12 protein-coding genes are annotated in these 18,133 nt (G+C 76.1%); 5 read left to right on the forward strand and 7 right to left on the reverse strand.

Annotation, left to right across the window (positions count from 1 at the left end):
• Positions 1–11 precede the first annotated feature (11 nt).
• The 4 genes from BMZ33_RS05550 to BMZ33_RS05565 all read left to right on the forward strand — a co-directional run bounded on the left by BMZ33_RS05550 (position 12) and on the right by BMZ33_RS05565 (position 5,177).
• The gene (locus BMZ33_RS05550; RefSeq protein ID WP_091108559.1) at positions 12–227 is read left to right on the forward strand and encodes an acyl-CoA carboxylase subunit epsilon; all 216 of its coding nucleotides are present in this window, start codon (positions 12–14) and stop codon (positions 225–227) included.
• Positions 224–832 (forward strand): Maf family protein, encoded by a 609-nt coding sequence (locus BMZ33_RS05555; RefSeq protein WP_091108560.1) that lies wholly within the window; start codon positions 224–226, stop codon positions 830–832. The genes BMZ33_RS05550 and BMZ33_RS05555 overlap by 4 nt, the downstream gene beginning before the upstream one ends.
• Before the next feature lie 428 nt (positions 833–1,260).
• Positions 1,261–3,330: an acyltransferase family protein gene (locus BMZ33_RS05560; protein WP_169063936.1), complete on the forward strand. Its 2,070-nt coding sequence runs from the start codon at positions 1,261–1,263 to the stop codon at positions 3,328–3,330.
• A gap of 83 nt (positions 3,331–3,413) precedes the next feature.
• Positions 3,414–5,177, forward strand: coding sequence for an acetyl/propionyl/methylcrotonyl-CoA carboxylase subunit alpha (locus BMZ33_RS05565; RefSeq protein WP_091108562.1), 1,764 nt, complete (start codon positions 3,414–3,416; stop codon positions 5,175–5,177).
• A gap of 38 nt (positions 5,178–5,215) precedes the next feature.
• Here the strand turns inward: BMZ33_RS05565 and BMZ33_RS05570 are convergent, their stop codons facing one another.
• The 3 genes from BMZ33_RS05570 to BMZ33_RS05580 form a co-directional block, all read right to left on the reverse strand.
• Positions 5,216–7,927 carry a M66 family metalloprotease gene (locus tag BMZ33_RS05570; RefSeq protein WP_091108563.1) on the reverse strand — a complete coding sequence of 904 codons (2,712 nt, stop codon included), beginning with the start codon at positions 7,925–7,927 and terminating at the stop codon, positions 5,216–5,218.
• A gap of 86 nt (positions 7,928–8,013) precedes the next feature.
• Positions 8,014–9,765 (reverse strand): reprolysin-like metallopeptidase, encoded by a 1,752-nt coding sequence (locus tag BMZ33_RS05575; RefSeq protein WP_091108564.1) that lies wholly within the window; start codon positions 9,763–9,765, stop codon positions 8,014–8,016.
• 95 nt (positions 9,766–9,860) lie between these two features.
• A complete protein-coding gene (locus BMZ33_RS05580; RefSeq protein ID WP_091108565.1) occupies positions 9,861–11,267 on the reverse strand; it encodes an NAD(P)H-quinone dehydrogenase in 1,407 nt (468 codons plus the stop codon).
• A 116-nt stretch (positions 11,268–11,383) separates the two neighbouring features.
• On the opposite strand from BMZ33_RS05580, the gene BMZ33_RS05585 reads away from it, so the two are divergent.
• Positions 11,384–11,839: a gamma-glutamylcyclotransferase family protein gene (locus BMZ33_RS05585; RefSeq protein WP_091108566.1), complete on the forward strand. Its 456-nt coding sequence runs from the start codon at positions 11,384–11,386 to the stop codon at positions 11,837–11,839.
• An 82-nt stretch (positions 11,840–11,921) separates the two neighbouring features.
• Here BMZ33_RS05585 and BMZ33_RS05590 read toward each other — a convergent pair whose 3' ends face one another.
• From BMZ33_RS05590 to BMZ33_RS05605, 4 genes are all read right to left on the reverse strand, one after another.
• Positions 11,922–12,851, reverse strand: a complete 930-nt coding sequence (locus BMZ33_RS05590; RefSeq protein WP_091108567.1) for a hypothetical protein — start codon at positions 12,849–12,851, stop codon at positions 11,922–11,924.
• Positions 12,852–13,025: 174 nt separating this feature from the next.
• The gene (gene meaB, locus BMZ33_RS05595) at positions 13,026–14,015 is read right to left on the reverse strand and encodes a methylmalonyl Co-A mutase-associated GTPase MeaB (protein ID WP_091108568.1); all 990 of its coding nucleotides are present in this window, start codon (positions 14,013–14,015) and stop codon (positions 13,026–13,028) included.
• Between the two features lie 15 nt (positions 14,016–14,030).
• Positions 14,031–16,238: a methylmalonyl-CoA mutase gene (gene scpA / locus BMZ33_RS05600; RefSeq protein ID WP_091108569.1), complete on the reverse strand. Its 2,208-nt coding sequence runs from the start codon at positions 16,236–16,238 to the stop codon at positions 14,031–14,033.
• On the reverse strand, positions 16,235–18,106 hold the full coding sequence (locus BMZ33_RS05605; RefSeq protein ID WP_091108570.1) for a methylmalonyl-CoA mutase subunit beta: 1,872 nt from the start codon (positions 18,104–18,106) through the stop codon (positions 16,235–16,237). The genes scpA and BMZ33_RS05605 overlap by 4 nt, the downstream gene beginning before the upstream one ends.
• Positions 18,107–18,133: the final 27 nt, after the last annotated feature.

Raw genomic sequence — 18,133 nt, forward strand, 5'->3', positions numbered from 1 at the left:
GGGATGACGCTGTGACCGAGCAGCGACCGCTCCTGCGGGTCGTGCGCGGCGAGCCCAGCGACGAGGAGCTCGCCGCGCTCACCGTCGTGGTCGCCGCCCTGGCCCAGCGGGGCCGGCCGCGCCGCCGTCCGGTCCCGGTCGGCGCCTGGGCCTCGTACGGCGACGCGCACCGGCAGCCGGTGCGGCCGGGCCCCGGCGGCTGGCGGGCCTCCGGGAGGTTCGCGTGACCGAAGCGCGGAGGCTGGTGCTCGCCTCGGCGTCCCCGGCCCGGCTGGCCCTGCTGCGCCAGGCGGGTCTCGCGCCCGAGGTCGTCGTCAGCGACCTCGACGAGTCCACCGTGACGGCGCCGCGCGTCGCCGAACGGGTCGCCCTGCTGGCCGCGGCCAAGGCCGCCGCCGTCGCCGGGCGGGAGGACGACGCGCTCGTCGTCGGCGCGGACTCGCTGCTGGAGTTCCGCGGCCAGGCGATGGGCAAGCCGGCCGACGCGGCCGAGGCGCGGGAGCGCTGGCGGCGGATGTCCGGCCGCAGCGGCACCCTGCACACCGGCCAGGCGCTGCTCGACGTCCGGGGCGGGTCGGTGGCGTCCCGCGACGTCGTCGTCACCTCGACGGTCGTGCACTTCGCCACCCCGACGGCGGCCGAGGTGGACGCCTACCTGGCCACCGGGGAGCCGCTGGCGGTGGCCGGCGCCTTCACCCTCGACGGCCTGGGCGCGCCGTTCGTCCGGCGGGTGGAGGGCGACCCGGCGTCGGTGGTGGGGCTGTCCCTGGCCGCGCTGCGCGAGCAGCTGGGCCGGCGCGGGCTGACGATCACCGACCTCTGGCGGCGCTGACCGCCCACGGCGGTCACGCGACGGGCAGGTCGACAGCGCGCTCACACGCCCGCGACCGGGCGGCCAGGGCGCGCCCGGGACGCCGCCCGACGCAGGTCCCCTCCGCGGTCGGGGCGCGGGTGGCGTCGACCCGCCGAGCCCGGCGAAGCGCTGTCTCAGCAGCTCGGGAACGGCGCCCGGGCCGATCAGGGTCACGACGGTGACCCGGTCGGCCGGCCGACGCCCGGCCAGGGGTCGAGGACGGGGTCCAGGCCGTCCCGTGCGTCCCGCCCGGTCCACCCGTCACAGCACGGCCCCCACGGCGAGGGCGGACACGGGCGGCGGCCGGTCATCATGGGGAGCAGGGGGTCCTCGTCGTGACCTCCGCCTGGCCGGCCGCCGCCCGGTCCGACCGCCACGCCCCCGCCCGCTCTGGAGACGCTCCGCTCGTGCCGATCAGCACCTCGACCCGCCCGAGGACCGGCGCGCCGCCGGTCCCCCTCGCCCGGCCGGAGGTGGAGGGACTGCGCGCTCTCGCCGTCTCCCTCGTCGTCGTCTACCACGTGTGGATCGGACGGGTCTCCGGTGGCGTGGACGTGTTCTTCGTCCTGACCGGCTTCTTCCTGACGACGTCGCTGGTGCGCCAGGCGGCCGCATCCGGTCGTGTGGACGTCCGGTCACACGTGTCGCGCCTGGCCCGCCGGCTCACGCCCGCGGCTGCCGTGGTCCTCACGGTCACCCTCGTCGCGTCGGTCGTGCTGCTGCCGCGGTCGCGGTGGGTGGCGACGATCCCGCAGTTCCCGGCATCGCTGTTCCACCTGGAGAACTGGGCGCTCGCCCGCGCGGCCGTCGACTACGGCGCCGACCACCGCACCGCCGGCCCCGTGCAGCACTTCTGGTCGCTGTCGGTGCAGGTCCAGGTGCACCTGCTCTGGCTGGTCCTGGTGTCGGCCGCGGTGGCACTGCTGGGCCGCCGGTACGGCGTGCGGCGCGCGGTCGCCGGCGTGCTGGCCGTCGTCCTGGTGCTGTCGCTCGCCTACTCAGTGGTGACCACGGACGCCCGGCAGGAGGTCGCCTACTTCGACACGCTGGCCCGGCTGTGGGAGTTCGCCGCCGCCGGCCTGCTCGCCCTGGGTGCCGCCTCCCTCGCTCCCGGCCGCCGCACGCGCGTGGTGCTGGGGTGGGCCGGGGTCCTGGGGCTGGTCGCCCTGGGGGCCTCCGTCGACGTGTCCTCCCTCTTCCCGGGCTGGCTGGCCGCGTGGCCGGTGCTCTGTGCCGCGGCGGTCCTGGTGGCCGGCCGGACGGGCAGCCGCTGGGGTGCCGACCGGGTCCTGGACACCCGGACCGCGCAGTGGTTGGGCGCCCGGTCCTACGCCCTCTACCTGTGGCACTGGCCCGTGCTCGTCCTGTACCTCGAGGCGACCGACCGCGACGCGCCCGGCCTCCGCGGCGGCCTCTGCGTGGTGGCCCTCTCGGTCGCCCTCGCCGCGGGCACCGCCGTCCTCGTCGACCGCCTCTCCGCCGGGCCCCGGGCCGCCGCCGCGGCTGGATCCGTCCGCCCGCACGGGGCGGTGCGGACGACGGCCCGCTGGGTCGCGCCACTGCTGGTCCTCACCTCCGTCTGGGCCGGGTACGTGCACGTCGACGGGCGTCCGGTCTCCGTCCAGGCCGACGACCCGGACCACCCCGGCGCGCTGGCGCTGGCCGACGGTTTCGTCTACGAGGGAGCCGCCGACGCGACCCTCGTGCCGGCCGCCACCGCCACCGGCGACGACACCACGTGGTGGGCACGGGAGCACGTCCCGGGGTGGTCGTGCAGCACGCCCACGGGCAGCATCGTCCGGTACTGCACCGTCCCGGTGGGCGGCAGCCAGGCCCGGCGCGTGGTCGTCGTCGGGGACTCGCACTCCGACCAGCTCACCAACGCCGTGGCCGAGATCGCGGAGAGCCGCGACTACGAGGTGGTCACCGCCACCCGCGGCAGCTGCGCGTTCAGCCTCGACCCCGAGCACCTGGCCGGGGACCCCGGCGCCTACCGGGACTGCCTGCGGCACAACCGGGAGCTGGTCGAGGTCCTGCGCCGGGACCCGCCGCACCTCGTCGTGACGGTGGGCAGCCGGGCCGCCGAGGACTCCCCCGCCGAGCGGGTGCCGGAGGGCTACCAGGCGGCCTGGGACGCGCTCACCGACGCGGGGATCCCGGTCCTGGTCGCGCGCGACAACGCCCGCTTCGGCCTCGACCCCAACGACTGCCTGGAGCGCGCCGGGGAGGACGTGCGCGCCTGCGACGTCGTCGAGGCCGACGCGTACGCCCCGGAGAACCCGCTGGCCGCGGCCGCGGCGCCGCGGGACCTCGTCCGCGACCTCGACGTCGTCCCGTTGCTCTGCAACGGGGACGGGACGTGCAGCGTCGCGGTGGGCAACGTCCGCGTCTACCACGACAGCAACCACCTGGGCGCGAGCTACGTCCGGACCATGGCACCCTGGTTCGCCGAGGTGCTCGACGACACGGGCTGGTGACCCGGCCGGGGACTCGACCTGGCTCGGGAACGCACCGGACGGCTGGTTACAGTCCGGGCGGTCCACGAGCGAGGGAGTCGTCGGTGCAGAAGGTCCTGATCGCCAACCGCGGGGAGATCGCCGTCCGTGTCGCGCGTGCGTGCCGGGACGCGGGGCTGGTCAGCGTCGCCGTCTACGCCGAGCCCGACCGGGACGCACTGCACGTGCGGGCGGCCGACGAGGCCTTCGCCCTCGGGGGGACGACGCCCGGCGACTCCTACCTGGTGATCGACAAGGTCCTCGACGCGGCGGAGCGGTCCGGCGCCGACGCGGTCCACCCCGGCTACGGGTTCCTGTCGGAGAACGCCGGCTTCGCCCAGGCCGTGCTCGACGCCGGGCTCACCTGGATCGGCCCCTCCCCGCAGGCGATCGTCGACCTCGGCGACAAGGTCGCCGCCCGGCACATCGCGATGAAGGTGGGGGCGCCCCTCGTCCCGGGCACCGAGGACCCGGTCGGCGGCGCCGACGAGGTGCTCGCCTTCGCCCGCGAGCACGGGCTGCCGGTGGCCATCAAGGCCGCCTTCGGCGGTGGCGGGCGTGGCCTGAAGGTGGCCCGCACCGAGGAGGAGATCCCGGAGCTGTTCGACTCCGCCGTCCGCGAGGCCGTGGCCGCCTTCGGCCGCGGCGAGTGCTTCGTCGAGCGGTTCCTCGACCAGCCGCGGCACGTCGAGGCGCAGGTGCTCGCCGACACGCACGGCAACGTCGTCGTCGTCGGCACCCGCGACTGCTCGCTGCAGCGGCGCAACCAGAAGCTGGTCGAGGAGGCGCCCGCGCCGTTCCTCACCGACGAGCAGCGGGCGCGCATCCACGAGTCGGCCAAGGCCATCTGCCGGGAGGCCGGCTACCACGGCGCCGGCACCGTCGAGTACCTCGTCGGGGCCGACGGGTCGGTCTCCTTCCTCGAGGTCAACACCCGGCTGCAGGTCGAGCACCCGGTGTCGGAGGAGACCAGCGGCATCGACCTGGTGCGCCAGCAGTTCCGCATCGCCGACGGGCTGCCCCTGGAGGTCACCGAGGACCCGGTCCCGCGCGGGCACAGCATCGAGTTCCGCATCAACGCCGAGGACGCCGGTCGCAACTTCATGCCCGCCCCGGGCCCGGTGACCCGCCTGGAGATCCCGCAGGGCCCCGGCGTGCGCTGGGACTCCGGCGTGGAGACCGGCGGCGAGGTGGCCGGCGCGTTCGACTCGATGCTGGCCAAGCTGATCGTCACCGGCGCCACCCGCACCGAGGCCCTGCAGCGGGCCCGCCGCGCGCTCGACGAGCTGGTGGTCGAGGGCATGCCCACGGTGATCCCGTTCCACCGCGCGGTGGTGCGCGACGAGGCATTCACCAGCGAGCCGTTCTCCGTGCACACCCGCTGGATCGAGACCGGGTGGGACAACCAGGTCCCGCCCTACTCCGCCGCGCCGGCCGAGGCCGACTCGGAGGCGCCGCGGCAGACCGTCGTCGTCGAGGTCGGCGGCCGCCGGCTGGAGGTCTCGCTGCCCGCCGGCCTGGCCGCGGCGGGTGGCGCGCCGGTGGCCGCGGGCGGCGGCGCGAAGCCGCGCAAGCGGGGCTCCGGGCACGGCGGGCCGGCCGCCGGCGGGGACGCCCTCACCTCGCCGATGCAGGGCACGATCGTCAAGGTCGCCGTCGAGGACGGCGCCTCGGTGCAGGCCGGCGACCTCGTCGTCGTCCTCGAGGCCATGAAGATGGAGCAGCCGATCGTGGCGCACAAGGCCGGCACGGTGACCGGCCTGACGGCCGAGGTCGGCGCCGGCGTCACCAGCGGCGCGGTCCTCTGCACCATCGCCGACGCGGACTGAGCCGGCGCACCGGCGGCCGGGACGTCCCCGGCCGCCGGTCAGTACGCCCGCACCTGGCCGGTGGCAGCCGACCAGAGGAGCGTGCCGCCCTGGAAGCGCTGCGAGGCGTCGCCGTTGGGCAACCGGACGGCGCCCGCGACCGGGTAGCCGAGGGGGCCGTTCTCGTAGCCGCGCTGACCCCAGTGTCGTCGGATGGCCCCGTCGATCGCCTGCGCACCGGTGGCAGGGCTCCAGTAGACCGACCCGCGCAGGAACTGCTGCAGGCAGCCGCCGTCGCGCAGCCCGCACCGGGCACCGGCCTGCGGGTAGCCGTAGTAGCCGTTCTCCCAGCCCAGCTGACCCCACCGCGTGCGGATGTCGCCGTCGATCGCCACGGCGCCCGTCGCGGGCGTCCAGTAGACCGACCCGCCCTGGAACTGCTGCACGCAGCCGAGCCCGACCAGCCCGCACCGGGCGTTGGCCTGCGGGTAGCCGTAGTGGCCGTTCTCCCAGCCCAGCTGACCCCACCGCGTGCGGATGTCGCCGTCGATCGCCACGGCGCCCGTCGCGGGCGTCCAGTAGACCGACCCGCCCTGGAACTGCTGCACGCAGCCGAGCCCGACCAGCCCGCACCGGGCGTTGGCCTGCGGGTAGCCGTAGTGGCCGTTCTCCCAGCCCAGCTGACCCCACCGCGTGCGGATGTCGCCGTCGATCGCCACGGCGCCCGTCGCGGCCGTCCAGTAGACCGACCCGCCCTGGAACTGCTGCAGGCAGCCTCCGTCGCGCAGCCCGCACCGGGCGTTGGCCACCGCGTAGCCGTACCGGCCGTTCTCCCAGCCCAGCTGACCCCACCGCGCCCGGATGGCGCCGTCGATCGCCACGGCGCCCGTCGCGGCCGTCCAGTAGACCGACCCGCCCTGGAACAGCTGCAGGCAGCCCCCGTCGCGCAGCCCGCACCGGGCGTTGGCCACCGGGTAGCCGTAGTAGCCGTTCTCCCAGCCCAGCTGACCCCACCGCGCCCGGATGGCGCCGTCGACCGCCACGGCTCCGAGGGCCGGCGTCCAGTAGATCGACCCGCCCTGGAACAGCTGGAGGCAGCCCCCGTCGCGCAGCCCGCACCGGGCGTCGGCGACCGGGTAGCCGTAGTAGCCGTTCTCCCAGCCCAGCTGACCCCACCGCGCCCGGATGTCACCGTCGACCACGCGGGCGCCCGTCGCGGGCGACCAGTAGATCGAGCCGCCCTGGAACTCCTGCAGGCAGCCCCCGTCGCGCAGGCCGCACCGCTCGGCGGTGGTCGGTGACCCGAGCCGGCCGCTCGCCCCGCCCAGCTGGCGGTGGAGCGCGCCGATCGGCGTCTCGGGAGCCGGGCCGCCGGCCGCCGTCCGCACGTCGACCGTCGCGCCCGACGCCGAGGCGCTCGTGACGCTGAGCGAGAAGCCGGCGCCCAGCGCGATGCTGCTGCCCTCGGGCAGCACGGTCTGCTCGTCGGCGTCCCAGTCCGCCTGGGCCGCCGGGGTGCTGTCGAGCAGCAGCGAGGTGTCGCTGGTCGGCCCCGGACCGTCGACGTGCACGAGGACGCCGGGCTGCAGGCCGTAGTTCGTCCACGGGTCGGACAGCCAGCTGTCCCGCCCCACGGCGGCGCGGTACTCGACCCAGTAGCGGGTGCTGCCCGCGGTCAGCGCGAGCACGCGGGTGCCGCTGCGGCCGCCCATCGGGGCGAGCACGAAGGTCCCGCCCTGCACGGACGCGGACACCGTCCGCTGGGCCGAGGAGGGCAGGAGGCCCAGCCGCTCGGCGTGCGGGGCGTTGAGCGAGCCGACCTGGTCCCAGGAGATGCCCATGACGTCGTAGAAGTCCCAGTACTCGGTCGTCCGGCACGGAGCCGACTCCGGGGAGGCGTCGCACTGCACCGCCGACGAGTGGCCCAGGCCGAAGTTGTGCCCGAGCTCGTGGGCGATCACCGAGGTGGTCGTGTCCTGCACGTAGACCAGGCCGCCGTCGCCCACGCCCGAGCCGATCGTGCCCAGGCCGTAGGAGCAGTACGGGGTCGCGTAGGGGACGTAGACGAGCAGGTGCTCGCCCGGGTCGCCGGCCCAGCCGACCGTGGGGTGGCCGGCGACCTCCTGCCACAGGGCGGACGGGGTGCGGCAGTCGGCCGTCGTGCTGATCCAGTCGTGCTGGGCCGTGACGGCGACGGTGATCGCGCCGTTGCTCTGCTCGTGCCAGAACTGGCGCACCGGGCCGTCCACGGCCGCGACGACGTCGGCCAGCGTGGTGCCGTCCCTCGGCTGGCCGCCGGGCTGGACCATCACCACGGTCACGCCGTTGGTGTGCGGGGCGGTGGTGGCGGCCGTCTCCGCCGGGGCCACGACCTGGGCGTCGACGACCTCGCGGGCGGGCGCCAGTCCCTGCTCGACGGCTGCCTCGTCCCGGACCTCGCCGCCCACGGTGACCTCGACGGTGGCACCCACGTCGAGGTCGGCGACGTCCTCGGTCGGCACGCGCACCGACTCGCCGTCGGGGACGTCGATCCAGCTCAGCAGCCCCTCGTCGGTGTGCTCAGGGGCCGGGGCGGCGGCCGGTCCCGGGTGCTCCGGGTCGGCCCACGCCTGGACCAGCTCGCCGACGACGACGTCCCCGGCGGCCACCTCCGCCGGCGCGGCCGGGTCCTCGGCCGCAGCCGGGCCGGCCAGCAGCACCGGTGTCAGGGCCACGGTGAGTGCGGCGAGGGCGAGCAGCCGCGAGGGGCGGGGTCGGGCAGCGAGGGGCACGGGTCTCTCCAGGTCGGGGGGCCTCGCGGTCCTCATCGGCAGTGCCGGGGCCGCACCGGAGTCCGCCGGGCGGCGGGTCACCCGGATCAGGGACGGCGGCGCAGCAGCGGCAGCCGGCGGGCGGCCAGCACCGTCCCGCCCGCGCCCAGCAGGCCGCCGGCGGCGAGCGCAGGGGTGGTCCACGACGGGTCCGCGGGCTCCGCAGCGGCGGCCTCGACCGGGGTGGCGGCCTCGGCCGGGGTGGTGGCCTCGGCAGGGGTGGTGGCCTCGGCAGGGACCTCCGCGGCGGGGGCGACGGCCGGCGCCGCGGGAGCCGGGACGGGAGCGGGAGCCGGGGCGGTCCCGGTGCCGGCCGCCGTGCCTGCCGCCGCGGCGGGGGCCGGTGCGGGGACCGGTGCGGGGGCGCCCGCGCCGGGCAGCACGGCCGGCACCGGTGCCGGCCGGGCCGGGACCGCGCCGGCGGCGGGGGCGCCGCCGACCACGGTGACCGTGGCGCCCGCGGCGGTGACCGCGTCGACGGTGACGGTGAGCTCGCCGCCGGCGACCGACACCGGGACGCCGGGCCGGAGCGCGGCCTGCAGGTCGGCCTCCCAGCCGGCGCGCGGCGAGGGCGAGCCGTCGAGCAGCAGCGCGGTGTCGGGCAGCGCGCCGGCGCGGTGCAGCAGCACGCCGCTGTCGAGCCGGTAGCGGTTGTCCGTCGCCAGCCACCCGTCGCGGCCGACGGGCGCGCGGTACTCCAGCCAGTAGGCGGTGCCCGCGGCGTCGGTCAGCCGCACGGCGCGGGTGCCGCTGCCGCCGGCCAGCGGGGCGAGGGTGACCGTCGTCGTCCCCTGGCCGGCGGTCTGCGTCGCGGCGGCGGGCAGCACGCCGAGCCGGTCGGCCTGGGCGGCGGTGAGGCTGCCCATCCGGTCCCACGAGACGCCCATGACGTCGTAGAAGTCGCGGTAGGCCGCGGTGCGGCAGTCACCGCCCCCGACGGTGCCCTCCACCGAGCCGTCGCACTGCAGGCCGCTGGAGTGGCCGAGGCCGAAGTTGTGGCCCAGCTCGTGGGCGATGACGGCGGGCAGGTCGTCGCGGACGTAGAGCCGGCCGCCGGACGTCGTCGAGGTCCCCACCTGGCCCAGCGCGTAGGAGCAGCCGGGCAGGTCGCGGGGCTCGCTGCTGACGTAGAGCAGCAGGTGCCGGCCGGGGCCGGACTGGAACCCGACGCGGGCCGCGGCCTCGTCCCACAGCGCCGTCGGGTCGACGCAGCCGGCGGTCGTGCGGATCCAGTCCTGCGCCTGGGTGACGCCGACGGTGACCGCGCCACCGGTCTGCTCCGACCAGAAGCGGGCGACCGGGTCGTTGACGGCGGAGACGACGGAGGCCAGCGACGTGCCGTCCGGGCGGCCGCCCTGCGGGACGACCATGACGACGGTGACCTGGTTGGTCACCGACCCGGCCGGCACGGGGGCGGCCGCGGGGGCGGCCGCGACCAGCTCGGCGCCGAGGACCTGGCGGGCCGGCTCGTAGCCGTCCGCGGCGGCCTCGTCGGACCGGGCGGCGCCGACGGTGACCTCGACGGTGCTGCCGGGCTCGAGGTCGCCGACGGCCTCGGTCGGGACGCGCACCGAGGTGCCGTCCTCGCCCTCGACGAAGGTCAGCGGCTGCTCGTGCGACTCACCGGCGTGCTGGTCCTCCGGGGAGGTCTCGGGCCAGGCCTGCACCAGCTCCCCGACGACGGTCTCGCCGCCGTCGGCCAGCGCCGACGGGGCGAACGGGCCCGCGCAGAGCGCGAGCACGGCACCGGCGACGGCCAGGGACCGGGACAGGCGGGCGGGGACTCGGCGCGGGGACATCTCCCCCGGCATCGGCGGCCCCGCACCCCGGGGGCACCATCGGGGACCCGTCCGTCACACCGGTCCCGCCCGCCCCGTCCCGGGCGTCCCACGCGTCACGCCAGCGCGTCGGCCCTCATCAGCCGCCGGCCGGCCTCGGTGATCGAGCCCGACAGCGACGGGTAGATGGCGAAGGTCTGCGCCAGGTCGCTGACCGTGAGGCCCTTGGTGACCGCCAGCGCGATCGGCAGGATCAGCTCGCTGGCGCCCGGCGCGACGACCACCCCGCCGACGACGACGCCGGTGGCCCGGCGGGCGAACAGCTTGACGAACCCGGCGTGCAGGTCGCTCATCTTGGCGCGCGCGTTGGTGGCCAGCGGCAGCCGGACGACGTCGAGGTCGTGGCCCTCTGGCAGCGTCTTCTCCTGGACGCCGACGGTGGCGATCTCCGGGTGGGTGAACACGTTGGCCGCCACGGTCTTCAGGCGGATGGGCTGCACGGCCTCCCCCAGCGCGTGCCACATGGCGATCCGGCCCTGCATGGCCGCGACGCTGGCCAGCTGGAAGACCCCGGTGACGTCGCCGGCGGCGTAGACCCCGGGCACGTTGGTGCGCGAGACCCGGTCGACCACGACGTGCCCGGACTCGCGCAGCTCCACGCCGCACGCCTCGAGGTTGAGCCCCGCGGTGTTGGGCACGGTGCCCACGGTCATCAGCGCGTGCGAGCCCTCGACGGTGCGGCCGTCGGTGAGCTCGACGAGCACGCCCTTCTCGGTGCGGGTCACGCCGGCCGCCCGGCCGCGCTCGGCGATGCGCCCGCCGCGGGCCTGGAAGACCTCCTCCAGCACCTCGGCGGCGTCGGCGTCCTCGCCGGGCAGCACCTGGTCGCGGGAGGAGACGAGGGTGACCGGCACGCCGGCCTCGAGGTAGCCCGAGGCGAACTCGGCGCCGGTGACGCCCGAGCCGACGACGACGAGGTGGTCGGGCATCTCCTCGAGCTCGTAGAGGTCGCGCCAGTCGAGGATGCGCTCGCCGTCGGGCTCGCTGCCGGGCAGCACGCGCGGGTCGGCGCCGGTGGCGATGAGGACGACGTCGCACTCGAGGGTCTCGGTGACCGCACCGTCGGGGCCCAGCACCTCGACGCGGTGCTCCACGAGGCCGCGGACGGCGTCGGCGAGCCGGCCCTGCCCGGCGACGATCCGCACGCCCTCGGCGGAGAGCCGGGCGTGGATGTCGGCGGACTGGGCGACCGCCAGGCCCTTGACCCGGTGGTTGACCGTGGCGAGGTCGAGGCCGACCGTGCGGAGGTCGGTGCCCCTCAGCCCGAGGACGCTGGAGTCGCGCACCGAGGTCATCGTCCCCGCGGCGGCGATGAGGGTCTTCGACGGCACGCAGTCGGTGAGCACGCTGGCGCCACCGAGACCGTCGCGTTCGACGACGGTGACCTGCGCGCCGAGCGAGGCGGCCACCAGCGCGGCCTCGTAGCCGGCCGGGCCGCCGCCGATGATGACGATGCGGGTCATGGGAGGTCTCCTGCGTCGCGGTGCGGGTGTGGCCTCCCATCGTCCCAGCCCGGGCGCGATGTGTCGGCAGGCTCACGGGTCGTGCGGGCCACACCGACCCGTAGGCTCGGGCGGCGATGGGTCTCTACGCCGCCTACGGGTCCAACATGGACCCCGAGCAGATGCAGCGCCGCTGCCCGTCCTCCCCGCACGTCGGCACCGGCTGGATCCGCGGCTGGCGGCTGACCTTCGGCGCCGAGGAGTACGGCTGGGAGGGGGCGCTGGCCACCCTCGCGCCCACCGACGACGACTCCCCCGGCGTCTTCGTCGCCCTCTACGACCTGACCCCGGCCGACGAGCGCACCCTCGACGCCTGGGAGGGCGCCGACCGCGGCCTGTACCGCAAGCTCAACCTGCGGGTGCACACCCTCGGCGGGGACGCCGTCGCCTACGTCTACGCGCTCGACGCCTTCGAGGGCGGGCTGCCCTCGGCCCGGTACCTCGGGGCGATCGCCGATGCCGCCCAGGCCGCCGGCGCGCCCGACGACTACCTCTCCGAGCTGCGCGCCCGCGACTGCCGCACGAGCTTCTGACGACTCCTCCCGCCCCGTCACCTCCGCGATCCCCTCCGCCGTGATCATGGCGTCGTGACCACTCCGGCGGCTCCGGACGTGGTCAGGGCGCCATGATCGTCCGGCGGGACACCCCGGTGAGGTGGCGCCGAGCCGTCGCGACCATCCGCTCGTGCTGCCGGTAGACGTCGACCGCGGTGAAGTGCAGCAAGCGCCACCCGCGCTCGGTGAGCCAGTTGTGCCGGTCGCGGTCGGCCGCGAGCTGCGACCGCGTCATGTGCGCTTCCAGCCCGTCAAACTCCGCACCGACCAGGTGGTCCTCCCACCCGAGGTCGAGGCGGTGCCGCCGTCCTCCGTCGAGGACCTCCACCTGCACGCGTGGGACCGGCAAGCCGGCGACGAGGAACCGCCAGCGCATGCGCGACTCCATCGGTGACTCCGCGCCCCCGTCAGCCAGGGGCACCAGTCCGCCGAGCCGGACGACGCCGCGCAGCCCCCGTTGGCGGGCGCAGGCCGCGACCAGGTCGTCCCTGGTGCACCAGCCCGAGCGCAGGGCGGCGTCCAGCGTGGCGAGGGCGTCGACGGGACGGCCCAGGCGGACCACCTCGCAGGCGGTTCGGGCCGGAGGGGTGCACCAGACACCGTGCCGCCGGACGGCGTCGTCCGTCCCCAGGGACGACGGGTGGACCTGGAGGCCGCGGAGCCGCCGGTTGTCCAGGTCCGGCGGGCCGAGGAAGTGCAGCACGCGATCGCGTGGCGGGGCGTCGGCGTGCACGTCGAAGCCCCACAGCAGCGCCGCCGTCGAGTGGCAGGCCACCAGGTCGCCGCCCAGCCAGAGCGCGGCGGCTCGCACCACCGCCACGGCGGGGTCCTCGACGCCGCCGTCCACGTAGACGCCCGGCGACGGCGTTCCCCGCCACGTCCCGCGGCGCAGGAGCGCCCGCACCTCGGCCGGCGTGACCGCGGTCAACGCCTGGTCCCTCGTGAGGACACCGCCCTGGCGGTCGATGACCCTGAGCAGCCCGGAGCGCACCCGCCGACCCTGGTGCGTCCGACCTCCGCCGGAGCCGTTCGACGGGGACCTGTGGACGGGCACCGACCTGGGGATGTCGCGCGATCATGGCGCCGTGACCACTGCGGCGGCCCATGGCGTGGTCACCGCGCCATGATCACGGCAGCAGGGATCGCGGTCGGGGCGGGCAGCGGGTCAGGGGTCGGGGTCGGTCAGGAAGGTCTCCAGCAGCTGCTGCGCGGCCAGCGCCGGGGTGAGCTCGCCGGCCAGCACCGCCTTCTCCAGCTCCGGCGCGCCGGCGCGGACGGCGGGGTGGGCGCGCAGCCGGTGCTCCAGGCCGTCGCGGACCAGCTGCCAGGTCCAGCGCACCTGCTGGGCGCGGCGGCGCTCGTCGAACGCCCCCGAGGCACGGGCCCGGTCCTGGTGCTCGACCACCTTGGCCCACACCTCGGCCAGCCCGTCACCGGTCAGCCCGGCGCAGGTGAGCACCGGCACGTCCCACTCGGTGTGCCCGCGCAGCATCCGGATCGCCCCGGCCAGCTCGCGGGCGGCCTTGCGCGCGTCGCCGGCGGCCGGGCCGTCGGCCTTGTTGACGGCGATGACGTCGGCGATCTCGAGGATGCCGCGCTTGATCCCCTGCAACTGGTCGCCGGTGCGGGCCAGGGTCAGGAACAGGAAGGAGTCGACCATCTCGGCGACGGTGACCTCCGACTGCCCCACGCCGACGGTCTCCACCAGCACGACGTCGTGCCCGGCCGCCTCGACGACGACCATCGACTCCCGGGTCGCCTGCGCCACCCCGCCGAGCGTCCCGGCGGTCGGCGCCGGCCGGATGAAGGCGTGCGGGTCCACCGACAGCCGCGCCATCCGGGTCTTGTCGCCGAGGATCGACCCTCCCGAGCGCGCCGACGACGGGTCGACGGCGAGCACCGCGACCCGGTGGCCCTGCGCGGTGAGGTCCACCCCGAGCTGGTCGATGAACGTCGACTTCCCCACGCCGGGCACCCCGGAGATGCCGACGCGCCGCGCCGACCCCGCGTGCGGCAGCAGCTCGACGAGCAGCTCCTGCGCCCGCTCGCGGTGGTCGGCGCGGCGCGACTCGACCAGCGTGATCGCGCGGGCCAGCGACCGGCGGTCGCCGCCGAGCACCCCCTCGACGAGCGCGGGGACGTCCGGTGCCGGCATCAGTGCCCCGGTCCGTCAGTGACCGAGGCGCTGCGACAGCGTCCGCAGCAGTTCCTGCGCCGCCTCGGCAATGACCGTGCCCGGGGGGAACACCGCGGCCGCGCCCATCTCCTTGAGCGTCGGGACGTCGTCGGGGGGGATCACGCCGCCGACGACGACGAGCACGTCGTCGGCACCGAGGTCGGCGAGGGCCTGCCGGAGCGCCGGCACCAGCGTGAGGTGGCCGGCGGCCAGCGACGAGACGCCGACGACGTGCACGTCGGCCTCGACCGCCTGCCGGGCGACCTCCTCCGGCGTCTGGAACAGCGGGCCGACGTCGACGTCGAAGCCGAGGTCGGCGAACGCGGTGGCGATGACCTTCTGCCCGCGGTCGTGGCCGTCCTGGCCCATCTTGGCCACCAGGATCCGGGGACGGCGCCCCTCGGCGTCGGCGAACGCCTCGGCCATCCGGCGGGTCTCCTCCACCGGGCCCGAGCTGCCGGCCTCGTCGCGGTACACACCGGAGATGGTGCGCACCTGGCCGGCGTGCCGCCCGTAGACCTCCTCGAGCGCGTCGGAGATCTCCCCCACCGTCGCCCGGGCCCGCGCCGCGTCGACGGCGAGCTTGAGCAGGTTCGCGTCCAGCTCGCGCCCGCGCCGTCCCTCCGCGGCGGCCCGGGCGGCGTCGGTGAGCCGGCGCAGGGCGTCGCGGACGGCGGAGTCGTCGCGCGAGGCCCGCAGCTCCTCGAGCCGGGCCTTCTGCTGGGCGAGGACGTCGGCGTTGTCGACGCGCAGCACCTCGATCGCCTCGTCGGCCTCGACCCGGTACTTGTTGACGCCGATCACCGGCTGCCGGCCGGAGTCGATGCGCGCCTGCGTGCGGGCGGCGGCCTCCTCGATGCGCAGCTTCGGGATGCCGTCGTCGATGGCCTGCGCCATGCCGCCGTGCTCGGCGACCTCCTCGATGTGCGCCCACGCGCGGCGCGCCAGGTCGTAGGTCAGCCTCTCCACGTACGCCGAGCCGCCCCACGGGTCGATCACCCGCGTGGTCCCCGACTCCTGCTGCAGCAGCAGCTGGGTGTTGCGGGCGATCCGCGCGGAGAAGTCGGTGGGCAGGGCCAGCGCCTCGTCGAGGGCGTTGGTGTGCAGCGACTGGGTGTGGCCCTGGGTGGCGGCCATCGCCTCCAGGCAGGTGCGGACGACGTTGTTGTAGACGTCCTGCGCGGTCAGCGACCAGCCCGAGGTCTGCGAGTGGGTGCGCAGCGACAGCGACTTGTCCGTGGTGGCGCCGGCCTCCTTGACCAGCCGGGCCCACAGCAGCCGCCCGGCCCGGAGCTTGGCGACCTCCATGAAGAAGTTCATGCCGATGGCCCAGAAGAAGCTCAACCGGGGCGCGAACGCGTCGACGTCCAGGCCCGCGGCCTTGCCGGCGCTCAGGTACTCGACGCCGTCGGCGAGGGTGTAGGCCAGCTCCAGGTCGGCCGTCGCCCCGGCCTCCTGGATGTGGTAGCCGGAGATGGAGATCGAGTTGAAGCGCGGCATCTCCGCCGAGGTGAACGCGAAGATGTCGCTGATGATCTGCATCGACGGCTTCGGCGGGTAGATGTAGGTGTTGCGGACCATGAACTCCTTGAGGATGTCGTTCTGGATGGTCCCCGTGAGCTGCCCCGGCGCCACGCCCTGTTCCTCGGCGGCGAGGACGTAGAGCGCCAGCACCGGCAGCACCGCGCCGTTCATGGTCATCGACACGCTCATCCGGTCCAGCGGGATGCCGTCGAAGAGCTGCCGCATGTCCAGGATCGAGTCGATGGCCACCCCCGCCATGCCGACGTCGCCGACGACGCGCGGGTGGTCGGAGTCGTAGCCGCGGTGGGTGGGCAGGTCGAAGGCGACCGACAGGCCCTTCTGCCCCGCGGCGAGGTTGCGCCGGTAGAACGCGTTGGACTCCGCGGCGGTGGAGAAGCCCGCGTACTGGCGGACCGTCCACGGCTGGGTGGTGTACATCGTCGGGTAGGGCCCGCGCAGGTAGGGCGGCAGCCCCGGGTAGGTGCGCAGGAAATCGAGGCCGGCCAGGTCGGCGGGGGTGGCCAGCGGCGGGACGGCGATGCCCTCGGGCGTCTCCCAGGTCGCCTCCTCCACGCCGCGGCCGGTGGCCTCCTTGAACGCCTTCGCCCAGTCGTCCGCGCCGGCCCGCGCGGCCGGGCGGCCCAGCTCGACGCCGCCGAAGTCCGGGATGTCGCTCATGCCGTTCCTCCCAGCTGCTCGTGGACCGTCCTCAGCACGTCGAGCGCGTCGCACCCGGCGTACACGTACCCGTCGACGCCGTCCACCCCCAGCGACGGCTTCCCGGCCAGCCACACCTGCCCCGCCCCGGCGGCGCGGAGCTCCGCGGCGAGGGCGGCCGCCGACTGCGCGTAGTCGCCGTCGGTGCCGCAGATGCAGGCCACCGTCGTCCCGGCGTCGGCGAAGCCGGAGGTGCCGTCGCCGGCCGGGGTCTCCACGCCGCCGGCCTGGAACAGGTTCCCGGCGAAGGTGGCCCGCGCGGTGTGCCGGGCGACCGACCCGAGGGTGGCCAGGTAGACCCGCGGGCGGGACGGCGCGGCGTCGGCGCGGTCGCGCAGCTCCTCGTACTCCTGCGCCGCGCGCACCCGCGGCAGGCCGCCGGTGGGGTGCAGGTCGGCCGCGGGCTGCCGCTCGGGCAGCCTCTCGGCCAGGTTGGGGAACTCGCTGACGCCGGTGATCGCGTCGGCGCGGGTGGCCAGCCGCTTCGCCCGGGTGTCCCAGGCGGCGGCCAGCCGGTCGCGAACCAGCCCCGAGGACAGCGCGGCGGCCAGCCCGCCGGCCCGCTCGACCTCGGTGAACCAGGCCCAGGCGGCCTGCGCCAGCGACTCGGTGAGCGACTCGACGTACCAGGAGCCGCCGGCCGGGTCGAGCACGCGGGCCAGCGACGCCTCCTCCACCAGCAGGTTCTGGGTGTTGCGGGCGATCCGGCGGGAGAAGGCGTCGGGCAGGCCGAGGGCGGCGTCGAAGGGCTGCACGGTGACCGCGTCGGCCCCGCCCACGCCGGCGGCGAAGCAGGCGACGGTGGTGCGCAGCATGTTCACCCACGGGTCCCGCCTCGTCGTCATCACCGACGACGTCACGGCGTGCTGGCGCTGCGCGCGGGCCGCGGGCGACGCGCCGCTGACCTCCCCCACCCGGTCCCACAACCGGCGGGCCGCGCGCAGCGCCGCGACGGTCGTGAACTGGTCGGCGCTCGCCGAGTAGCGGAACTCCAGGCGGCCGAACGCCTCGTCCACGGGCAGGCCGGCACCGGTGAGCGCGCGCAGGTAGGCGACGCCGGCGGCCAGCGAGCAGCCGAGCTCCTCGACCGCGGTGGCCCCGGCGTCGGCGTACACGGTCGCGTCGACGACGACGGTGCGCCAGCCCGCGGGCGTGCGGCGGGCGAGGTCGGCCAGGCCGGTGAGGTCCTGCTCCTCCCCCGACGCGGCGTGCACGCCGAGCGGGTCGAGGCCCAGCGAGCCGCCGGGCGCGAGGTCGGTGCGGTCCCCGACCAGCGCCAGCAGCGCCTCGGCGGCCGGGGAGCCACCGGAGACGGCGACCGGCGCGAGGTCGAGGTAGACGTCGGCCAGCACGTCGGGCAGCGCCTCGACCGGCACCGCACCCTCCCCGAGGACCAGCCACAGCGAGGTGACGCCGTTCTCCAGGTCGGCCGCGACGGCCTCCCGGGTCACGGTGACGTCGGGGTGCGCGTGCCGCTGCCGGACGTCCCAACCGGCCGGCACGCCACCCTCGGGCGACGCGCCGGCGCGGGCACCGCGGACGTAGGGCGGCAGGCCCGGGACGCCGACCGCCGTGGGCAGGTCGCCGGCGTCGTCGGCGTCGTAGAGGGGGGCCACGGCGACCCCGGTGGCCACCGTGCGGCGCAGCGCGTCCTCGACCGGGTCGGGCAGCTCCTCGCGGCCGGCCTTGCGCAGCACCCCGGCGACCAGCTCGCGCCAGCGGTCGCGGTCCACCGGCGGGAAGTCCCCCGCCAGGGAGAGCTCCTCGGGCACCTCGTGCTCGGCGGGGACCTCGTCCTCGCCCGGCGTGGCCGTGTGGGTGGCACTCATCGGCGGACTCCTCCCAGTAGGGGACCG

Source organism: Geodermatophilus dictyosporus (assembly GCF_900115505.1).
Taxonomy (GTDB): domain Bacteria; phylum Actinomycetota; class Actinomycetes; order Mycobacteriales; family Geodermatophilaceae; genus Geodermatophilus; species Geodermatophilus dictyosporus.

Bases quoted from the DNA above. Each gene is read 5' to 3' on its own strand.
- scpA (WP_091108569.1), bottom strand. From the start codon at position 16,238: ATGAGCGACATCCCGGACTTCGGCGGCGTCGAGCTGGGCCGCCCGGCC.
- BMZ33_RS05605 (WP_091108570.1), bottom strand. From the start codon at position 18,106: ATGAGTGCCACCCACACGGCCACGCCGGGCGAGGACGAGGTCCCCGCC.
- BMZ33_RS05575 (WP_091108564.1), bottom strand. From the start codon at position 9,765: ATGTCCCCGCGCCGAGTCCCCGCCCGCCTGTCCCGGTCCCTGGCCGTC.
- BMZ33_RS05580 (WP_091108565.1), bottom strand. From the start codon at position 11,267: ATGACCCGCATCGTCATCATCGGCGGCGGCCCGGCCGGCTACGAGGCC.
- BMZ33_RS05585 (WP_091108566.1), top strand. From the start codon at position 11,384: ATGGGTCTCTACGCCGCCTACGGGTCCAACATGGACCCCGAGCAGATG.
- meaB (WP_091108568.1), bottom strand. From the start codon at position 14,015: ATGCCGGCACCGGACGTCCCCGCGCTCGTCGAGGGGGTGCTCGGCGGC.